Annotated in this window: 15 protein-coding genes and 1 pseudogene; 10 read left to right on the forward strand and 6 right to left on the reverse strand. The window is 41.7% G+C overall.

The window, feature by feature from the left end; translation table 11 throughout:
* Window positions 1-15 precede the first annotated feature (15 nt).
* From CYLST_RS10815 to trmB, 5 genes are all read right to left on the reverse strand, one after another.
* Entirely contained in the window at window positions 16-198 is a 183-nt protein-coding gene (locus CYLST_RS10815) for a hypothetical protein (protein ID WP_015207765.1), read from the reverse strand.
* A gap of 649 nt (window positions 199-847) precedes the next feature.
* The gene (locus tag CYLST_RS10820) at window positions 848-1,042 is read right to left on the reverse strand and encodes a hypothetical protein (protein ID WP_015207766.1); all 195 of its coding nucleotides are present in this window, start codon (window positions 1,040-1,042) and stop codon (window positions 848-850) included.
* 457 nt (window positions 1,043-1,499) lie between these two features.
* Window positions 1,500-2,621: a T3SS effector HopA1 family protein gene (locus CYLST_RS10825; RefSeq protein ID WP_015207767.1), complete on the reverse strand. Its 1,122-nt coding sequence runs from the start codon at window positions 2,619-2,621 to the stop codon at window positions 1,500-1,502.
* Window positions 2,622-2,646: 25 nt separating this feature from the next.
* Window positions 2,647-3,810, reverse strand: coding sequence for a phosphotransferase family protein (locus CYLST_RS10830; protein WP_015207768.1), 1,164 nt, complete (start codon window positions 3,808-3,810; stop codon window positions 2,647-2,649).
* Between the two features lie 332 nt (window positions 3,811-4,142).
* Window positions 4,143-4,790, reverse strand: a complete 648-nt coding sequence (trmB, locus tag CYLST_RS10835) for a tRNA (guanosine(46)-N7)-methyltransferase TrmB (RefSeq protein WP_041233578.1) — start codon at window positions 4,788-4,790, stop codon at window positions 4,143-4,145.
* Window positions 4,791-4,925: 135 nt separating this feature from the next.
* Here trmB and CYLST_RS10840 point away from each other — a divergent pair, with 135 nt between their 5' ends.
* From CYLST_RS10840 to CYLST_RS10860, 5 genes are all read left to right on the forward strand, one after another.
* Window positions 4,926-6,065 carry a metallophosphoesterase family protein gene (locus tag CYLST_RS10840; RefSeq protein ID WP_015207770.1) on the forward strand — a complete coding sequence of 380 codons (1,140 nt, stop codon included), beginning with the start codon at window positions 4,926-4,928 and terminating at the stop codon, window positions 6,063-6,065.
* Between the two features lie 695 nt (window positions 6,066-6,760).
* On the forward strand, window positions 6,761-7,858 hold the full coding sequence (locus tag CYLST_RS10845; RefSeq protein WP_041233059.1) for a hypothetical protein: 1,098 nt from the start codon (window positions 6,761-6,763) through the stop codon (window positions 7,856-7,858).
* A complete protein-coding gene (locus CYLST_RS10850) occupies window positions 7,825-8,316 on the forward strand; it encodes a hypothetical protein (protein WP_015207772.1) in 492 nt (163 codons plus the stop codon). The genes CYLST_RS10845 and CYLST_RS10850 overlap by 34 nt, the downstream gene beginning before the upstream one ends.
* A 546-nt stretch (window positions 8,317-8,862) precedes the next feature.
* Complete coding sequence (locus CYLST_RS10855; protein ID WP_015207773.1) at window positions 8,863-13,230, forward strand: eCIS core domain-containing protein; 4,368 nt, start codon at window positions 8,863-8,865, stop codon at window positions 13,228-13,230.
* Between the two features lie 26 nt (window positions 13,231-13,256).
* Window positions 13,257-14,030: a HEAT repeat domain-containing protein gene (locus CYLST_RS10860; RefSeq protein WP_015207774.1), complete on the forward strand. Its 774-nt coding sequence runs from the start codon at window positions 13,257-13,259 to the stop codon at window positions 14,028-14,030.
* Between the two features lie 134 nt (window positions 14,031-14,164).
* On the opposite strand, the pseudogene CYLST_RS10865 reads toward CYLST_RS10860, so the two are convergent.
* Window positions 14,165-14,401: pseudogene (locus tag CYLST_RS10865) on the reverse strand (IS982 family transposase); the annotation flags it as partial.
* A gap of 132 nt (window positions 14,402-14,533) precedes the next feature.
* On the opposite strand from CYLST_RS10865, the gene CYLST_RS10870 reads away from it, so the two are divergent.
* The 5 genes from CYLST_RS10870 (at window position 14,534) to CYLST_RS10890 (ending at window position 20,921) form a co-directional block, all read left to right on the forward strand.
* The gene (locus tag CYLST_RS10870; RefSeq protein WP_015207776.1) at window positions 14,534-15,091 is read left to right on the forward strand and encodes a hypothetical protein; all 558 of its coding nucleotides are present in this window, start codon (window positions 14,534-14,536) and stop codon (window positions 15,089-15,091) included.
* Window positions 15,092-15,405: 314 nt separating this feature from the next.
* A complete protein-coding gene (locus tag CYLST_RS10875; protein WP_157162563.1) occupies window positions 15,406-16,860 on the forward strand; it encodes a hypothetical protein in 1,455 nt (484 codons plus the stop codon).
* Between the two features lie 37 nt (window positions 16,861-16,897).
* The gene (locus CYLST_RS10880; RefSeq protein WP_015207778.1) at window positions 16,898-17,380 is read left to right on the forward strand and encodes a hypothetical protein; all 483 of its coding nucleotides are present in this window, start codon (window positions 16,898-16,900) and stop codon (window positions 17,378-17,380) included.
* Window positions 17,381-17,603: 223 nt separating this feature from the next.
* On the forward strand, window positions 17,604-20,054 hold the full coding sequence (locus CYLST_RS10885; RefSeq protein ID WP_172642154.1) for a leucine-rich repeat domain-containing protein: 2,451 nt from the start codon (window positions 17,604-17,606) through the stop codon (window positions 20,052-20,054).
* Window positions 20,055-20,186: 132 nt separating this feature from the next.
* Window positions 20,187-20,921, forward strand: coding sequence for a HEAT repeat domain-containing protein (locus tag CYLST_RS10890; RefSeq protein ID WP_015207780.1), 735 nt, complete (start codon window positions 20,187-20,189; stop codon window positions 20,919-20,921).
* The last annotated feature ends 25 nt before the right edge of the window (window positions 20,922-20,946 follow it).

Raw genomic sequence — 20,946 nt, forward strand, 5'->3', positions numbered from 1 at the left:
CCTAATAGAATACAGCTATCTACGTAAAGGTTGTCTACGACAGCCTGCTGCACCAGTGCAGGTATATGCAAAAGTACTGTTCAACCCACCTATGAGCTTATTAAGATCGCTCTCATTCAACTCATCGAAGAAACTTTCAGAATCGGTAAACAATTCAGCGCCAGCGGGTTTGATGTCATTAACTTTGATATTAGCCATTGGAATTTTTCTCCGTTAAAGTTTGGTTTTTGTTGAGGGAGAAAACCTTACTGGTTTATTCCTGAATATATGCTATTAAATGCTATTTAATCTGTCTAGATTTTTCTAGATGATTGATAGGACACAATAACTACAGTTTATGCCCAATAAATAACTTATGGAGCTAAAGTAATTTTTGGGTGGGCTAAATGCAACTTATTTATGTGATAGTCTGTAACCTAATCTGGAAGAAACTACAGAATTAGATGATCTTGACAAGAAACAAAACTAAATCAGTTGTATCACCCTAAATTTCAACCCTGAACAATAGCTCTAAAAAATTAGCCCATGATTCTTCTTGAACTGAATTATACAGATTACGACAAATGTATTTATATGAGTTATCCAGAGAGAAAATAGCCCGCAGATATCCTACATTCGCCCCTCATACCAATTACCCATAAGGTTGAAACAAATGAGATACCCCCAACCCCCCAGGAATTGGGGGGCTAAGATAAATCATATGTGTCAAGCTTGAAAATAAATGGTATCAGTCGATTCATCCCTGTGATATCAAGGCTCCTTCAAGCAGTTTGCCACAATCTGACAGGCAATTCATCCCAAAACCTTCCTGTTCAGAAAAAGTTCAGAGTTTTTCGCAAATCTTAGGCTACCCAGCCAAATAGAATTCAGGTAATTGCTTGGTTGCACATGTTCTTGCACCAGTGCAGGTACGCGCATAGGTAGAACCACCGCCTATTATCTTATTAATATCGGTTTCATTCAACTCATTGAGGAAACTTTCAGCATCGGTAAACAATTCTGCACCAGCGGGTTTGATGTCATTAAGTTTGATATTAGCCATTGGAATTTTTCTCCGTTAAACTTTGGTTTTTGTTGAGGAGAAAACCTTACTGGTTTATTCCTGAATATATGCTATTAAATGCTATTTAATCTGTCTAGGGTTTTTAGATGATTAATAGACCATAAAAGTTACAGTTTGTCAACGATAGATAACTTATTCTTAGAGCTAAAGAAAATCTGTGTAATACCAATTCCCCATAAAGTTGAAACAAATAAGATACACCCAACCCCCCAGGAATTGGGGGGCTAGGATAAAACATATGTATTAAATGTAACTGATTTAGGTGCTAGGCTGAAACTTGGTCTAGAAGCAATTACTGAATTAGATTCTGTTGACAAAAAACAAAACTATAACAGTTATGTCACCATAAATTTTAAACCAGAGAAAAAGCTCTAAAAAATCATCCCAAGATTCTTCTTGAACTGAACTATCAAAAAATCAGACAAATGTATTTGTATCAGTTCTCAAATCCAAGCTGCCTGTAAATATCCTCAGAATTAGCGTTTAAGTAGACAGACTCCAATTCAATTCCCAAGCGAGAAAAATGCCCACAGATAGCCTGCATCTGCCCCTCAGTTGATTCATCCCTGTGATACCAAGCCTCTAGCAACCCATTGGCCACAATCTGACAGCGATTCATCCCAAAACTTTCCTGTTCAACAAACTTTTGGTCTGGTTCTTCTGCTAATCCTAAACCTGGTGCAAGCTGCATGGTAAATAGGGGAATTTCTGGCTGAAAATGCCATTTATTTTCCCTATACACAACCTGCAAAACTTCCCTAATTGCCTCATAATTTCTTTTATCAAAATACAGCACTCCTGAGTCGTGCCGTCCATAGTCATGGGGATTATACAAAACCTTAAAACTGAAAGGAATTACTAAATCATTTAGCCGCTGTGTCAAACTACCCATCACTGATACAGCACCTTCGGGAGTTAAGTTGAAGTAGATTCGCACAGTTGTCAACTGAGTTATTGCAGGGTAATCAGTACTGAAACCGACATTGCCAACTGCCACATAAAATCCATTTTGCACCCGATTTTTGGGTAACTTGATAGCTACTAAATCACCGACAACGGCAGCTTGTTCAATAGGTTGAAGATGCTTGTTACGCTCAATATACAGCCTCAAGCCGCCTTTGGTGACTGCTAAAACGCCATCACTTTTTTCTGTCAGAACAGACCAACCAGGGTCAAAATAACCCTTTCCCATATTACTTTCATGCAATCGTTCATAAAAACCCAAATCTACCCCCAAAAAGGTATTATTCTCCAAATTCAGGGGTAAAGCATTTTCCTCTCCGTCTAGTGCTAGCGAACTTCGCATAGAACCGTTGTAGTAGATACCGTAGAGAAAACTCCGCAGTCGCAGACTTAAATAGTTCTGCTGCATCTGGCTTGGCATTTTCTGGAAATAGGTAATTACTTCTGTGGGTAATACTAAGGGTTTGTATTCTGGATGGTGAATGGAGAAGTCAGATTTAATCTCGACCTTGTGGACAATATCTTCTAAAACAGCTAGTAATCGCCCAGTTAATTCAGCTAAAGGCTGAGTTTGAGAGGAAGTTAATAGTGCCATACTAATTTAGTAACAATGAAATATTTTAAGCAATTGAAGCATTATGGCGAATTAATTCTGCTGCAACAGCGGTACCAAAAATTGTTGCCATTGATTGTTCAGGACGGCATAATAACGCCTTAGCAACTTGAAGCATGGCAATTTCTGTGTTACCAAAAGATTTTTGGTACTGAATCACAGCTAGAATCTGTTGAATCATGGCAAAACCAGCCAATTGCACTACGCGCAGCCAAAAATCTGGGCGATATTTGATAATTTCTGGAAAAGTGTTTAAGTAAGCTTGGGTTAATGCGGCAATTGAAGGCTGAACCCTATCCAAAGGCGTTATCGCTAAACGCAGAGATTCTTCAATACTCAAGGAATTACTTATGACTAGGCTATCTAGCCAGATTTGTAGATAGCTACTGATGAGCATTCCTAAATCCGTTGCTGGGTCTCCCCAAACAGAGAGTTCCCAATCAATTAGCCTGATTATACTGTTACTTGAATTTTGCCAATTTCTTTGTAGGAGGATATTATTCAGCTTCAGGTCATTGTGGATTAGACAAGAAGGAATTATGGCATTACTTAGTTGGTTAATTGCTATGCTTAAACTATCATAACGCTGATAAAGAGTGAAGAATTTTAACCCCTCATTGGGCACTAACCCAAAAATTTCTGGTCTAATATCTTCCAACTCCTGAATTAGGTCTGATACGTGACTAACATTTAGATTATCCTCATGATCTGAGAAAAAATCTTGATATTCTTGACGGTCAAAAGTATCACGATGAATATTTCCTATGATAGTGCCAATTGCCTTAGCAATTTCTGTTGGCAGGCTATTATCCTGTGTGTAGAAATCCATTAAATCCTGGTAATTATCCAGGTATCTAAAGACAATAATAGAATTCTCTACATCAAAATGGAGCAACTCTGGCAAAAATGGGCGATGGTGTTCAAGTTTGGGAAATTGCTGTAAGAAGTTTTGAATTCGCCACTCACTCAAAAACTCTCCAGATGCTTTTTTTTCCTGATTGTATCTTTCTTGCTTCACAAGAAGTTTACAACCATCTGACAAACTCAGTAATAAGTTAAAGTTTTTAGCTGCAACTAGTTCTACTTGACTGGGAATTTGCTCGGACTGATTGCATAACCCTTGTTCAACTAAGTAATTGAAAACATTATGAGAATTCAATAGTAACATCATAAGCAATCAAGGTATCAAGACTTTTCAAAAATCCAGACAGTTTGTGCTTTATTGTATTTTTGTAAGCTGTGAATTCTGAGGCTAAAAAAGGTTAAGCCTACGAAATATATTAAATCATAGTAAAGTGATTTACCATATTTTTTGTACTTTGAATTAGACTGAAATAAAATTTTTATGTCACTAAAAAATGACCAAATTTAGCTACCCCTATCTTTCTATAGGTAGGGGCGCACTAATCGAAATCGCCTTTTTCCGGCTATTTCTACCATTAACTAAAACTTTTATGTCCCGAAAAAGTTTTCAGATGACAGGGGAATGTTTTTGATAAGTTGCTACTCAGCGCTGCTCACTTTGATAAACAAAGCGCGATAAACAGGTTCACCTCTGTTAATAGTGCCTATTTCCCTTTCTGTGGGGACTGGTAGCGGGTTTTCTGCTAGCCATTCTTGGGTACCCTGTTTCTGAAAAGCTGGATGTTCGGCAAAGCGATCGCGCATTTCCACCGCCACGAACTCCTGATCTGATTGCAGAAACACAGTTCCGCCAATTGCGAGATAATTTGCTAGTTCTGCCACTAATTCCGGTTGGACTACACGCCGTTTAGCGTGACGGTTTTTAAACCAGGGATCGGGAAATTGAATTGTGACGCGTTGTAAAGTTCCTGGGGGTAGAGAAGATAACAGCGATCGCAAAGAGTTATTCACATTGCAAAACAAATAATGCAGGTTTGTTAAACCCAACTCAGCACGTAACTTATTTGCTTCCACCACCAGGGGTTCGCGAATTTCCAAACCTAAGTAATTCCAGTTAGGTTCTATTTGGGCTATTTTCAGCAAAAACTGACCCCTGGCACAACCAATATCTAAATGTAGGGGTTGGTTTGGTTGTGGATAAACTTTTTCCCATTCTAGGGGATTAGCCGGTGTTTGGTACTTGTTAGCAAGTGGGTTTACGTGTTGGCGGACTCGGACAACTGCCAAAATTGCATCTCCTTTAATTGTTACTGTGTTTAGCGATCGCCACTCAATATATACAAATGTTAAGTATAGCCCCATCGGTTATACTCTTGGAAAAAGACTTATTTTCACGCCTGCTTTTAAAATTATCTTAAATCAATGGTTCTCAATTTTCGGTTTGCGATCGTCAGCGACTTACACATTGCGCTTCCCCACACAATTTGGGATCATCCCAACCGGTTTCATTTGGTGGAAGTTAGTATCCCAGCTTTTGAAAGTGCATTAGAACATTTAACACAACTTGATTTAGATTTCCTCTTGCTCCCAGGTGATTTAACGCAGCATGGAGAACCGGAAAACCATGCCTGGTTGCGATCGCGGTTGGCCCAGCTACCTTTTCCTGTTTATGTAGTTCCTGGCAACCATGATGTACCTGTGCTGAAGGCAAATCAGCAATCAATTGCTTTTGCTGATTTCCCGCATTATTACCGCAAGTTTGGCTATGAAGATCCGCAGCAACCTTACTACAACTGTCAATTACTGCCGGGAGTCCGGTTAATTGGTCTAAATTCTAACTCGTTTAATGACCAAGGTGAACAGGTGGGGCGTTTGGATCGCCAACAACTCAGGTGGTTAGAAGCGGAACTGGCGGCGACTGGTGATGAGTTAGTCTTAGTGATGGTACATCATAATGTTGTTGAGCATTTGCCAAATCAATCCCGCCACCCAATGGCAAATCGCTACATGTTGGAGAATGCACCAGAACTTTTGCAGTTACTACAAAAATACAAAGTCCAACTGGTGTTTACGGGGCATTTGCACGTTCAGGATGTGGCCTGCTCACAAGGAATATATGATATTACTACGGGTTCCTTAGTTAGCTATCCTCATCCTTATCGAGTGCTGGAGTTTCGCCGAGATGACGATGGTAGGGAATGGTTACAAATTTTATCTCACAGGGTGGAATCAGTGCCTGATTTTCCTAACTTACAGCAGTCATCGCGGCAATGGATGGGCGATCGCTCTTTCCCTTTCCTAATTAAGCTGCTGACTTTACCTCCCCTCAGCTTACCATTAGCCCAGGCAAAAGAACTAGCTCCTGGTTTGCGGGACTTTTGGGCAACTATTGCTGATGGGGATGCTGTGTTGGACTACCCCCATTTTCCCCTAGAAGTGCGTCGCCACATTCAAGCTTATGGTGCGTTGGCGCAGCCCAATTCCGGCATCGCCACTAATGACAGTGCTACCCTGATTGATAACAACAGCACCCTCCTTTTGGATCGCAGTGCTAAGTTGTGAGTTCTTCCTTTCCTGAGGTATAAATTTGGGATTGTGAACTACCCCAACTTGCCTTCATGTTATGCAGATGGATAAGTATTTGAATCCACAGCCCGTGGTTCCGACTTAATCTGTATACAAGCTGCGCCTCTGGGGTGACTTCTTCTATAAAAATCACATTGATTATTGACTGAAAAATCAAACTTTATTTCTTTTACTCAGAGAAAAATACAAAACAACTACATAGAGTATATACTGAGCGACAAGACTAAAAAATATTCTCTATAAAGCTGTTAAAACAACTGAGTGAGTCAGCAGCAGAGAACTATCAGTTTAACCAATTGCTTTCGTTGTAGTTAGGTTGTAATTGTTGGTGCTAGTAAGTTGGATGAAAGGCGGAAATCATCAAAAGTGATATCTGGCAATAACTTGTAAAAACTTGGACAACTTCTGTTTTACTAGACTGAGGGCGCTCCATATCCAGGACACGGGGCTATTTCTCTTGGTGGTGAGCAAGCCATGAGCTTATGGAATCAACCCAATAATGTTAACGTTGTGCAACGTATCAAAGTAACTGATTTATCAGGCACAGTTTACATAGGTAATCCGCAATGGTAGTAGGAAATAGACTGCCAATCGTTAGATTACTAATAGGGTTGTGCTTAGGCCTAATTCTGGTAATTGGGTATAGTGCCCTTACACCAATGGAGGGATTAATGAGCAATAAAAATTATCCAATCAAAGTCTCATTGATAGCAAAATTGGAGTGGGATCATCCATTAAAGCAAGAGATAGTAGAAGTTGAGCCACCCCCTGGAGGGTCTTTCATCGAACTACCCGGCCCAAAACGTCGCCCCGTCAGACCTTACCTAGAGCCTTTTGTCAGTTCCAGTGGCATTGCTGCTCGTTTTATCAAAGCAGACACTACCGTTATGCCAGTAGCGGTTATAGTACGCCAAACTTCAACAGTGATGCAACTTCCAGCCCCTCCCCTAGCGCTTAACCTACGCCAAGATGGGGAACTTTGGGTACTTAATCGGGAAGAATTGGTACTTCATGATGCCACGGGGACAGTAAAACAAACCCGATCTCTTTCAGGAATGACCCTTGTCTCTGCTACGGAAAATGCAGTTTGGGTAGTAGGTCTTGATAATACCTGGTTCGTTACAGGCGATGGTCATGTTCGCGGCCCTTATGCATGGGAAGGAGGTTTAAAGTCAGTAGGTGCGATAGATTCTCTTTGTGCCTTAGAGAAAAGAAAACCGCGTCGGGTAAAATGTCTAAATCCTGAAGGAAAAGAACAATTTTTTACTCTGGCATCTCCTCCAGACTTTTTTGAGGACTTATTGGCATTCAAAGATAACCAAGCCATAACTATGACCGCCTCCAAGCTGCGCCGCTACGGACTTGGAGGTGTCACCAGTGAGCTAGTTGTGCAAGCCGCAGGGCTAACAGCAAGTGGTGATGTTTTTGTGTCTGGTCGGCAGAATCACCAGGTAGTTTTGTATACTAGCCAAGATACACCAAAGAAAATTCCTCTTCCTACTGATATATCTGATTATGGGGCGCTGACAGTAGTTGCAGTGGAGGGTAGCCGTTTCCTTGCCCATAGCCATGACAAGGCAATTTGGTATGATGGCTCGCGTATTGAAAAATCTTTTACTGTAGATGAAAAAAGCTACCGTAATGATATCTTTCCCTACTTATGGAGTTTAGAAGGGGCTAGCTTTGTAGTTGCCAGTTCTGAGGATACAGTAATTGTATCGGCTACGGGGCCAACTTGTTTAATACTGATTTCAATCCAGTTACAGTAAGTAAGGTAGCTCGTCAAAAAGGAGAGGCAGAACAAGAACGCAGCAAAGGAGAGAAAGATTCCGGGGGCATCTTAGGTTGGTTTGCAGACAAAGCCAAAGCCTTTTTTGATGGCATCAAACAAGCAATTCAAAAAGCCTTTGAAATTGCCCGTGCAGCGGTGAAAGCAGCGATTGACACAGCGCAAAAATTAGCAACCGCAGTCATTGAAACAGCGCGTCAAGCTATTGTTAGCGTCATTAAACGAGTGGGTGATGCTTTGATTGCGCTGGGGGATGTATTGTTAGCAGTGACAGTTTGGAACTTTCGCGATCGCCTCATAAAGGAGCGCTCCGCGCTATCTGAGCAAAGTATTTTATACCTAAAATTACACAATTTATTATTTGGTCACTTTGTCAATGCGGGAGTCCTATTGATATTTAAATCAAGCTTTTTTACTTTTCGTCAGAGAAAAATCTAAAAAACGACACTGAGCATATACTGAGTTATAAGGCTCAAAATATTTCCTAACTTTGGGTAAAAAGCGGGGCAAAATATGGTCTACGAAAAAGTGCAAAAGAATAGTTCCTCGTGGAATCCCGCAGCCCCAAAGGAGTCCAAAGAAAGTTAATTCAAACCACGCTCTTTTGTAGTCCAGCCTCAGCAAAATCCAAATTTATCACCACCGCAGGCAACAAAAGCCCCTGACACACCGACTTTTGAGACGGCGTCGAATATCTTAAGCACAAGTAATGTCAACGTCCAGACTCAGACAACAGAAGTACAAAAGTCTGAGAGTGAATCATTTGAACAAGAGAACAAATTAAAAAAAGATGCTGTAGAACTCCCAGAACAGGGAGAATCAGGTAATGATGACACTGATTTATCAGCAAATGGGGGAACTATCCAACGGCTTTGCTCAGAATGTGGGACAGAACAGCAAGAGGGAATCGAAGAAGAAACAACCCTGCAAACCAAACTCACCATAGGTGCACCAGGGGATAAATATGAACAAGAAGCTGACTCAATGGCAGAACAGGTGATGTCGATGGACGCACCAACTGCTAACTCGCAAGCAATTGGGCATCATTCGGAAGAACCATTCAACTCGATTCAGCAACAGCCCTTAGTCCGAAGCGTCCACCCAATAGTTCGGCGTCAGCAAGAGTTAAACCGCATTCAGAGACAGCCGACAACATCCATCCATCCACTGATTAAGCGTCAGATGGAGTTCAACCAAAACCGCACTCAGACAAAACCGATAACATCAACTAACCCATTGATTCAGCGCTTTGTCCAAAGGGCAGAAGGTAATATTAAGAGTCAAGAAAATCCTAGCTTAGAAAGCCGTTTAGCGAATCAAAAAGGTTCTGGTAGTCCCTTAGATGAGCAGACACGCTCATTTATGGAACCGCGTTTTGGCAATGATTTTAGCTCTGTGCGTGTGCATACAGATAGTCCCTCTGTGCAAATGAATCAGGAATTAGAGGCGCAGGCGTTTACTCATGGTCAAGATGTTTTCTTTGGGGCGGGGAAATATAATCCGGGAGCGGATGATGGTAAGCGGTTGTTGGCTCATGAGTTAACCCATGTAGTGCAACAGACGGGTGCTGTTCAGCCAAAGAAGCAGGTAGAAAGAATTCAAGCAAAGAACCTGTTGGGACAAATTCCAGAAATTCCCTTAAATAAAGAGCAGTTGCAACCACCGCAATTAGGGGAAACGGCGAAAAAATCTCTACCCACAAAGAACCTGTTGGGACAAATTCCAGAAATTCCCTTAAATAAAGAGCAGTTACCAGGTTCGCAATTGGCGGAAACGGCGAAAAAAGCTCTGCCCGCAAAGAACCTGTTGGGACAAATCCCGGAAATTCCCCTAAATAAAGAGCAGTTACCAGGTTCGCAATTAGCGGAAACATCTGCTGCCAAAACTCCAGAAATAGGACAAGATACAGCAAAACCTGCTACTACACCACAGGGAGCGCAGCCAGAAGCTAAACAGGCTAACCCTGGAGTAGATGCACTTAAGGTAGAAGAGAAGAAAAATGAAGCGATTGCGCGGAGCGCACTGCCGAAGGCAATCGCACCAACACTACCAGATGTTGAGCAGACAGCCCAGTCAGCACCGCAGGTGGAATCTGCTGATGTAGATCAGGCAGGAAGCGCGGCAACCACCCCGGACGTATCTGCTGGTGGGGGTGGCGGTGAGGAAGCTGCGGCTGTAGATGCAGGAGCAGATCAGGAAGTGGAGGAGATAGCGACGGGAACAGAGGGATTGCAATTAGAATCAAGCGATCGCGCCGAAGTCATGGGTTCCCTAGCAGAAGTCTCTCAAGGTGGTGGTGCAGCCGCGCCTAGTGGCGGTGGTGGCGGCGGTGCAGCCATTGCCGACAAGCCAGCACCACCAGTACCAGATGTTTCTCAATCTGAGCCATCCCAAGCCTTAGCATCTATCGGTAAATTGCCTCCAGCCCAACTTTTGGGGGCATTGGGTGGAGTAAGTGCAGCAGTTGGAAATATAGTAGGCAAGCAACGGGCGGAACTAGCAGCAAATCCCCCCCAGATGGAACAACCGACCGGTGCGCCCACAAAAGAAGGTGCCGCAGGTTCAGGCCCAAATCCACAAGCAGCAACACCAAAACCTGTAGAAAAAACTCCAGAAGGACAAGCCCAGCCTGTCCCCCAACCCCAACCAATCACCCTACCCCCAGCACCAGCAGTCAAAGCAGTATCACCGCCAGTTCAAGGAGATGCTGAGGGCAAACTTTCTGCCAATGATGCCCAAGCGATGAAAGCCTCCTTGCGGCAAATCCCCACCAGTGACCCCAACTTACAAGTCAATGCAGGCACACCACCGCCATTAGAACTAACAGGTAATGCCGACCCCCAACAAGCCCAAGAGCAAAAAGCCAAATTAGACCAAGGTGTCACAGAAGCTCACACCCAAGGACAGAAAGAACTAGCCCAACCAATGGGGGAAAATGAAATTTATCCCCAAATTGTTCCAGAAACCCTAAAGGCAGAGGGGATAGGTGGCAATGCAGCGGCTCCTGAAGCGCCAGTCATACAAGGAATAGTTGGTGATGATGCCGTATCCATCATTGCCCAACAGGAACACGGTGCGGAAATTCAAGCAGCCGTAGCTCAAGCACAAGGGCAGATGGCAGCTAAACAGCAAGAACATACCACCCAAGTTGCTCAAGAGAAAGCTAGTAATCAGCAGGAAATTGCTAAATTACAGCAAGAAAATACTTTCCAGCAGTCAGCAGAACGTTCTAAAGCACAAGCGGAAGTACAGAAACAAAAAGAAGATTGGAATAAAGAACAAACTGATTTAGTTGCTAAGTCTCGCACCGATGCAGAAGCGGAAATTGCCAAAGGGAATAAGGAAGTTGAGCAGGAGCAAACCCAAGCAGAAACCAAGGCATCTCTTGAGATAGAAAAAGGTAACACAGAAGCCGAAGCAGCTCGTCAAAAAGGAGAGACAGAGGCAGAACAAGAACGCAGCAAGGGAGAGAAAGATTCCGGTGGCATCTTGGGTTGGTTTGCAGACAAAGCCAAAGCCTTTTTTGATGGCATCAAACAAGCAATTCAAAAAGCCTTTGAAATTGCCCGTGCAGCGGTGAAAGCAGCGATTGAGACGGCGCAAAAATTAGCAACCGCAGTCATTGAAGCGGCGCGTCAGGCTATTGTTAGTGTTATCAAGCGGGTGGGGGATGCTTTGATTGCTCTGGGGGATGTATTGTTAGCTGCGTTCCCCGAAATCCGCGATCGCTTCCGTAACGCTATCAAAGCCACAGTCCAAGCCGCAGAAGCCGCCGTTAATGCTCTTGCTCAAAACCTCAAACAAGGCGTCCAAGCAGCCCTCAACCTCCTAGGAAAAGGACTAGATGCGGCTTTAGGACTGCTAGAAAAAGGCTATTTATTCGCAGTTGATATAGCCAGCAAGGCAGTACAAGGAGCCATATCTGTTGCCAAAGCTGCTGTAGACGCACTAGGGACATTTGCCGTCCTGATTAAAGATATCGCGCTTAATCCTGGTCAATGGTTGAGTAACTTGGGGTCAGGGGCAAAAGATGGAGTTCAGAACCATCTGTGGGGAGCCTTCCAAACAGCAGTGCAGGCATGGTTTGGGCAGAAGGTAGAAGAAGTGCTGGGTTTGGGAATGACAGTTTGGAACGTTCTCAACCAGGGAGGCATCAAAGTTGCAGAAGTGGGTGCAATGGCATGGGAGGGAATTAAATCAGCCATTCCCCCGACATTGATTCAGCTTTTGATTGAGAAAGTGGTGTCGATGATTATCCCGGCTGCGGGGACGGTGATGTTAATCATCGAGGGATTACAGGCAGCTTGGGGAACGGTGGGCCGCATCTTGCAAGCGATGGAGAAGTTTGTCACTTTCTTGAAAGCGGTGAAATCAGGACAGTCAGGGCCACAGTTTGCAGAGATGTTGGCGGCTGCTGGTGTGGTGCTGATTGATTTTGTCTCCAATTGGTTGCTGAAGCGGTTACGGGGTGCTGCTAGTAAGGTGGCTGCTAAGGTGCGGGAGATTGCGAAGAAGATTGGGAGGAAGTTGGGTAAGGTTAAGGATAAGTTGTTTGGCAAGAAGGGGGGTAAGGGAAGTAAGGGTAAGGGAAGAGAGGGCGATCTCAAAGGGAACAAGGAAAACAGGGAAGAGCAGGATCGAAAGAATAAAGATAAAGTTGAGCAAGCTGCGCGGGAGCTTCAGCCCAAGGTTAATGCGCTCTTGGGTAGCGGTGTCTCAGGCATCCGACTACGTGCCCAACTAGCCATCTGGCGCATTCAACATGGGTTGAGTCGTCTTTACGTAGATAATAAAAAGGGAGCAGATCATTTTGATGTTGTTGCACAAGTTAATCCGACAGCTAAGGTTACGGAAGGTGAGGTATTAGATGTTAAAAGCGAAGTTGAAAAAGCTAAAGGTTCTCTATTTCGTGGTGACGGGTTTTATCAGCAAGGTGATCCTATAGGATTTCAATTAGATAGCCCAGAAGCTAATACTGCCGACATTCAAACGCCTTGGGAGCATGTCCAAGATAAGGATAATAAAAAACATAGACAATCGAGCCGATATACATCGTTTGCAACAGATTTAAAAGCCGCTAGAAAATTTGCCGAGGCAGTTATCGGGCAACAGGGAAAGAAGGTAATTAAAAAGAGTAAAATTCTCAAAGCTGCATGGGAAGCTCTTCAGCAATTAGAAACTCAAGGAATTATCCGCATATATACACCAGAAAATGTTAAAACTCAAATGGAAGCACATGAAGAAAAAGAAGTTCGACACAATGCCAAGAATGTTTATAAGCTTATGACAAATAATAATGAAGTTCTCATTGAAGGACAAATACCAGGAGAAATATTGAGACTCGCAAAGTAATCCCCATATTGAAGTTGGAGTAACTTATGTCAGAGGAGATGGCGACTATCTTGAAGGATCTAAAAGATCCAAACCCCCGTGCCAGAATCAAGGCATTGGACACAATAGGTACGATGAAGCCGAGTAATGCTATTGATCTCATCACTCCCTATTTGTCAGACAATCATGTCAGGGTAAGAGTTGCTTCAGTTTGGAATTTAGGCGACATTAGAAATATCAATGCCATTCCCCATATAATCAAAGCTGCTAAACAAGATCCATCAGAGGAAGTACGTGGAGTAGCACTAGCTGCCCTAGAAAATTATCAAAGCCCTGAAATACTTGACTGCTTAGTCGCTGAAGTATACCGTGAAAAGCAGTCTAGGCGTCCCAGACAAGAAGTTGCAAAACAACTCCAACACTATGATTTTGAGGAAGCAGTAAATGCCTTAATAATTTTGCTTCATGATGAGGATGTTTTTGTTAGAGATGATGCGGCAGAATCCCTATTACAACTTAATCGTCCCAGATTAGTTGATGTCTGGAAAAAATCTTTGGAAGATTTGAGTGATGATGTTAGAAATATAGCAGTTACAGCACTGACAAATTTAGGTTTTATTGAAGAAGCAATTGATGAATTAGTAGCCTTGCTTCAAGATGAGAATTTTTTTATGAGGGATTCTCTTGCTGAGTGCCTCTTGAAACTTAATCGTCCTAGACTACGTGAAGTTTGGCAAAAATTTTTAAATGATCAGGAAGAAGACGTACGTGACATAGCAATAAAAGCGCTTCAGGAGTTAACTGATGAAAACCTTCAATAATTTTCCAAAATGCTCTGGATAAAATCAATGAAAAGTATGGAATAGAATTTGAGTATGCCTTGTTTGAAAAAGGAGCGAGTCATCTTGCACGCCATGTTTATTTGGAAACTCAAGAACGGGCAATTTTAAATCTATGTGACTATGTGAAGATTTTGCTGTACCTGCACGTTTGATTGAGAAAGTGGTGTCAAGTTATGGTCTTTCATATAGCTGCAAGCCTGACTATGATTACCACTGAAGAACATAGCCGCGATGATTGCCGTTGTGATAATTTCAGCATCACTCATTTCACGGCGAGTATCTTCACGATGTCCAATTGTCTTTAAGAGGTCATCCACTAAGCAATAGACAGTAACTATTTCATTTAACATATCTCCCTCCTAATTTTCTAGCTGGAGGGATTTTCTTGTTTCTGTACCCCTATGTCATCTCCCTTGGAGAGTAACTAGCAACTTGAGTTATTAGTATCTAAGAATTATTGTAAAAATTCACTAAAGAATCCTATGGAACGTCTCATTTTATATGATGGACTTAAAGAGGCAGATATCTTGATCCGTTCTGGATATCTTGGTTGGCGCTTAATTGGAGAGAAATCTGAAGATGATTCTGGATTACGTCAATTCGTTTGGAAAGCTTGTAGCGATCAAGCAACAATTTATTACACATTTGATCCAGTGTTAAAGGTTAGTTTCCTGGATTTTGACGGTGACAGTGGTGAAGAAGCTATAGGCCAAGCCTATGCCAGTTTCCCAATTTATCTGCCAGATGAACTCTCAGAGGTTGTATTTCTAGATGATGATGACGTAACAGCTATGCGTAAGATGGCACATATCTCAGTCTCTGCTCAGACTAATCCTAAACCTGAGTATAGGGAAGTATTTGCTTCAGGATTAGCTCATCCTTCATCCCGGGTACGAGAGGGTACTGCCTACGCAATTTCCCATGCTAATCAGCGTATCTTCTCTGATCTTTTGAGAGAAGTTTCTGAACAAGATCCAAGTTCTGATGTGCGTAGCATGGCTAAAGAGGGTCTAAGTTACCTTGAAAAAGAGGGCTTTTAACAACTCTTGTAAAGCGCGTATTTTGCGTTTCTACTATCTCTTATAGCCCGACTTTGGTAAATGAGATTCTAATTCTATGTTTACCAATGAAGAACAAATTTTTGCTAAAAACGCTCATAACATCACTACTATAGATAACAAGCAAAGCAGTACAAGGAGCCATATCTGTTGCCAAAGCTGCTGTAGACGCACTAGGGACATTTGCCGGCCTGATTAAAGATATCGCTCTTAATCCTGGTCAATGGTTGAGTAACTTGGGGTCAGGGGCAAAAGATGGAGTCCAAAACCATCTGTGGGGAGCCTTCCAAATAGCAGTGCAGTCATGGTTTGGGCAGAAGGTAGAAGAAGTGCTGGGTTTGGGAATGACAGTTTGGAACGTTCTCAACCAGGGTGGCATCAAAGTTGCAGAAGTGGGTGCAATGGCATGGGAGGGAATTAAATCAGCCATTCCGCCGACATTGATTCAGCTTTTGATTGAGAAAGTGGTATCGATGATCATCCCGGCGGCGGGGACGGTGATGTTAATCATCCAGGGATTACAGGCAGCTTGGGGAACGGTGGGGCGCATCTTGCAAGCGATGGAGAAGTTTGTCACTTTCTTGAAAGCGGTGAAATCAGGACAGTCAGGGCCACAGTTTGCAGAGATGTTGGCGGCTGCGGGTGTGGTGTTGATTGATTTTGTCTCCAATTGGTTGCTGAAGCGGTTACGGGGTGCGGCCAGTAAGGTGGCTGCTAAGGTGCGGGAGATTGCAAAGAAGATTGGCAGGAAGTTGAAGAAGGGGCTGAAACGGCTGAAGCGGAAGTTAGGTAAAGTTAAGGATAAGTTCTTTGGGAAGAAGGGAGATAAGGTTAAGGGAAGAGAGGGCGATCGCAATAAAAAGAATAACAAGGCCAAAGACGGCAAGCCCGATGAGCAAAACGAGACAATAGCAGAGAAACAGAAACGAGTCGATGATGCCGTAGCTGCGGCTGTTAGTGCTGTCAACAGTACCTTTGGTGGAAAAGAGGTCAGCCAAGCGAAACTGGCTCCAATACTGCGATCTATCAAGCGAAAGCATAAGCTCCAAACTTTACAAGCAAATAAAGAAGGAAACAAATGGGAAATTTATGGAAAGGTGAATCCTGACCGTAGAAGTATAACAACAGGCTTAGTAGGAAAAGAAGTAGCGGCAGATGAAGCCCAAGCCAGAGTGGAGACCAAAAATGCAATTGATAAAGTCAATACTTTACTGACAAGAAAGTATCGCCTTAATCAGCAAAGACAACTTGTAAACTCATCTGCTGAATTGCTAGAATCTATAAGAACATCGCTGAAATCTATTAAAATTGAATTCAATAGAGCCGCCGTATTAAAAGATTCAAAACAAGCTGTACAAGAATTAAAACAAGTTAAAAACAGTGCAGAAGACCTGGGGAAATGGATTCAAGGCAGCCTAAAAGAAAAAACCTCAAATGAATCTCAAAAAGAAACAGACCAGCAGAACAATAAACCAGACAAACAAGGTATTAAAGGAAAAGGTTGGAAAGAAGATGAAAAGATAGAAACGCAATTAGCATCTAGAGGACAACTAAGTGCACTAAATAGAATACCGGGTGGTAGTTTATCGCCATTAAGTTCCCAAGATGTGCGTGGACTAACTCCAAACGGACTCAAAGCGCGACTTCAAGAAATGGTCGAGTCTGGTCAGATAGATAAGAAGCGAAAAGATAAGATACTCCGAACAGTTCGGAAATTTTTTGAGGATAGAGATTTAACCCACGGTAAATAATTTGTAGTTAGTTTAGCTCATTAGTGAGGTAAATAAAATGGAAGAGAAACTTATTATAGTGATTGAATATAAAATGCTAAACCAGCCAACCTGTGAAAAAATAGAAATAACACCAGATGAATATTTTGAACCAATGGATGAGGATGAATATCTAGACTCTTTAAATGAGGAATATGATTTTGATTCTGTTCCTAAATACTTTCATGCAGTAGATTATATAGGATGTAAGCTTTGCGAGGTTGAACACACCAAACTTACAATAGTAGATAGAACAAAAGATATTAAACATATCTGCTCAGAAACATTTTGGAATGGCGGTGATAATAGAACTATCTTGACACAAATTTTAGGACTTGGAAAACCTAGTTATGAACTTTTGGTTGAGACTGTGATAAATAAAATACCAAAAACTATACAACAAATTAAGTTTATAGTAGAAGATGATATTGCCAAATTCCAAAATCAATTAATTATTCAATGCAATGAAGATGGTAGCGAAACTATTTTAGTGGATGCCTAATCTAGGCAGCCAATTATTACAAACATGATCTCTTCCGCAAAGCGATCAAGTTCTCTAGAGAAGAATTAGCGATCGCCGTATGCGTACACTAATGTATTCAGAATCTCCAATGAATCCGCTAGCTATTGAGCGACAGCAGTATCAAGCTGGCTTGGCGTTTGAGAAACATTACTGGACTTTTCCCAACTCACTCAAAGATTCCCCTATTTCTCTATTTAAATGCGTGAGGTCAGATAGCACATTACCCTTCACCGCTATCAAAGAAAAATATGTATTCCATATCAATGAATCTGATTATCCAGAAGAAGCTAGACCCTTCATGGATTACCTATTGCCTAATGCCATTCCTAGCCCACCCCTACATTTCACGTTTCTCTATGAAACACCCCTTTCTCTAATCAAGAAAGGTGATGATCGTGAGGTTAAACATAGTCTTATCTGGCATCTTTTGCAGTCCTCTAAAACACCTCTCTATTTAGTTTTTTCCTGGGAAATTATTAAGCCCTTAGATTCAGAACCAAAAACCACACGACACCTGGTAGATAGTGTTTTAGGTTATCGTTGGACAGGTGAAAGCAAGCCAGGATTATTAGCACTGCTTGATGAAGAGACTCGACAACGCGCACTTTTATCGCTAGGCGTAAAAGGATTTACCCGCCTCTATATACTGGCAACTTCTCTCGAACTAGATAGTATGCCCCCGGATGCTCTAGCAACATTAAACAGCCTGACATCCTATTTAGACGATGATACTTACTACCCATCGTTTCATTCCTTAGTATCCCAGTGTGATTGGATATTAACTACTCATAATTTAGTACCTGGACACGTTCCATTTTGTTTATACAGCCCACAAGATATACGCCCCTTGTTAAGAGAAATTCATCAGCAAACTGCCAATGAAGATAACCGCGAGCTAATTGAAACCAGCGAAATTTCTGCGTTACCCAATCCAGAAGTATTGCAAAATAGCTCATTATCAGAGGATGCAACGCTGGTGACGCAACCCAACGTGGTGTATGAGGTTTCTGTCTCAGATATCGTGCAACTAGAAACGCTGGTAGGGGCAACAGAACTCTCTTTGGCTAGGACAGACGTAACTCGGCTTGATGAATTATTACAATTTAGGTCATTGCGACATTTAAATTTAGATGGAACACCTTTAAAAGATTTGAAAACACTTGCTCAAATGAACTGGTTAGAGTCACTTTCTTTAAGACAAGTACAGATCAAAGATATCAGTCCTCTTACTTCATTAAATTCACTCAAAAATTTAGCAATTAGTAGAAAGCCGTTTGAAGGCTTGCAACCATTGGGAGAGTTAACCAGTCTTGAGTCATTATCGTTGGACAGAATGCAGATAACCGATTTAGCTCCAATTATCTCATGCCAGTCATTAAAGCGACTATCACTGAACTACACACCATTAGAGACAGTTAATGATATTGCGAAAATCCCCTCACTCCAGCATCTTTCTCTAGATTCAACAAAAGTAACTAACTTTCAGCCGCTAGCTTTGCTGCCATCCTTAGAATATTTATCGATTAGTGATAATCAAATAGAAGACATTACACCTTTATCTTCCATAACTGGATTGAAAGATTTGATAGCCGAACGTATAAATTTAGAGGATTGGTCACCACTACAACAAATGCAAAATTTAGAGAAACTTAGTGTCCAAGACAGCTCAGTTTCTGATATTTCCTTTTTAGCTCCTATTTCAAAACTGCAAATTTTAAATTTATCAGGAACAAGAGTGGTTGATGTGTCCCCCCTACAACAGCTAGTTGAACTTAGGGAACTTTCCCTATTTAATACAGAAGTCAACGATATTAGAGTGCTGGTTGGTTTAAATCATTTAAAAACATTATATCTTGATTCATCGGCAGTTAGAGATTTTAGTCCGCTGTCCCACCTGCCCACAATTGAGAGTTTATCCCTCTCTTCTTCCAGCATTATTGACCTTTCGTGGTTGCCTAACCTTACAAATCTTAAAGAGCTATGTTTAGACTACACAGAGGTAGCTGACATTTCTGCATTAGAAACATTGCCAAATCTAGAAAAACTTAATTTAAAAAAGACAGATATCCAAAATTTTAGCAAACTAACTACTTTATCTAAGCTCATATCTTTAAACTTGCATTCTTGTGAAGTAGAGGATCTTTCGTGGCTGATAAGTTTGCATGACATTCAAGAGCTTATTTTGAGTAGAACTGGTATACAAGATATTAATTTATTGGCTGCTCTCGCGTATTTAAAGGTGCTTGATTTAAGTGAGACTGAGGTTGAATCTATTAATGCGTTGGCAGATAGTGCCCATTTAGAGGTGCTTGATATAAGTGAAACTAAGGTTCAATCAATTGAGGCATTAACTAATGCACGCGCTCTAAGGAGCTTGAATTTGAACCTGACATCGGTTGAGAATCTATCACCTTTAAAGAACTCATTACAACTTGAAGAATTGAGTATCTGGCGGACGCCAGTTTCTGATCTATCGGTGCTAAACAACTTCAAGCACCTGAAAAAACTGGATATTAGAAATACTTCTGTTGAAGATTTTAGTTCTCTGTTAAATTTACCAAGGCTATGGCAACTCCGGATCAACCCTAATCGTGTAAATGTTGATGTTTATGAAGCTCTGAAGCGTCGCCATAGACTATTTCCAGAGGAATAGGTTTGGCGAAACACACTCAGGAATCAAAATGATCACAATCACTGAACAACGTAAAATTAATTTACTCCCACATTAGGCTTTGTAGGAAGCTGAATTATTACTCATTTACCGTGAGATTCTTAAACTGGGATTATGGGATGTAAAAAAGTAATTTTCGATATTCTTAGCGGTCTTAATGTAGAGTATGAAAGCCCAACAAAAATAGGAAATCTGGAGTATGAGTGTTTAACTAAGTTATATCAACTGGGATCTGAATGTTCAGAAACACTAATGCAGACTGGTCAAGAGTTACTAGAGCGATGTGAAGAATCTGAAGATATTGAGTATAAGTTTCAGTTGGTTCTGGACTCCTTAGCTAAACGCTGCCATCCTGGTGCTTTAGAACTAAATATCGCAGCACTTGTCAGTGAAAAAACTAGGGATAAGGAAGCTTACATTAATTTATTAGCAACTTTTAAAAATCCGCTGGCAATTTCGGCGCTAGTTCATGCCATAAAAGCTGATGATTCTACTGGAGAAGAAGAGGGGGGAATACGTTACAAAGCTATTGAATTGCTTCATCTTCTTGGGGCAAAAGAAGTAACATCAATGATTATTCCTTTTGTTAAAGATTCTGCTTATCGAGTAAGAGAATCTGCCATTGACTTCTTGGTAAAGTTTGATATTCGTGAAGTTGCACCTATTTTTGTTGACCAACTTGCTCAGGAAGAATACCCTATTAACCTTGCAAAACTTATTTCTGGTTTGGTGTCTTGGAAATGGACTGATACTTTGCCTGAATTACGAGAACTTCTTGCAAGTGATTGGGTTCGTAATGACAAAACTCTTCAGACAACGGTATCAAACGCCATTTTAGCCCTTAGTTAACTAGAAGTGTGAAAGGCAGATGTAT

Source organism: Cylindrospermum stagnale PCC 7417, from assembly GCF_000317535.1.
Taxonomy (GTDB): domain Bacteria; phylum Cyanobacteriota; class Cyanobacteriia; order Cyanobacteriales; family Nostocaceae; genus Cylindrospermum; species Cylindrospermum stagnale.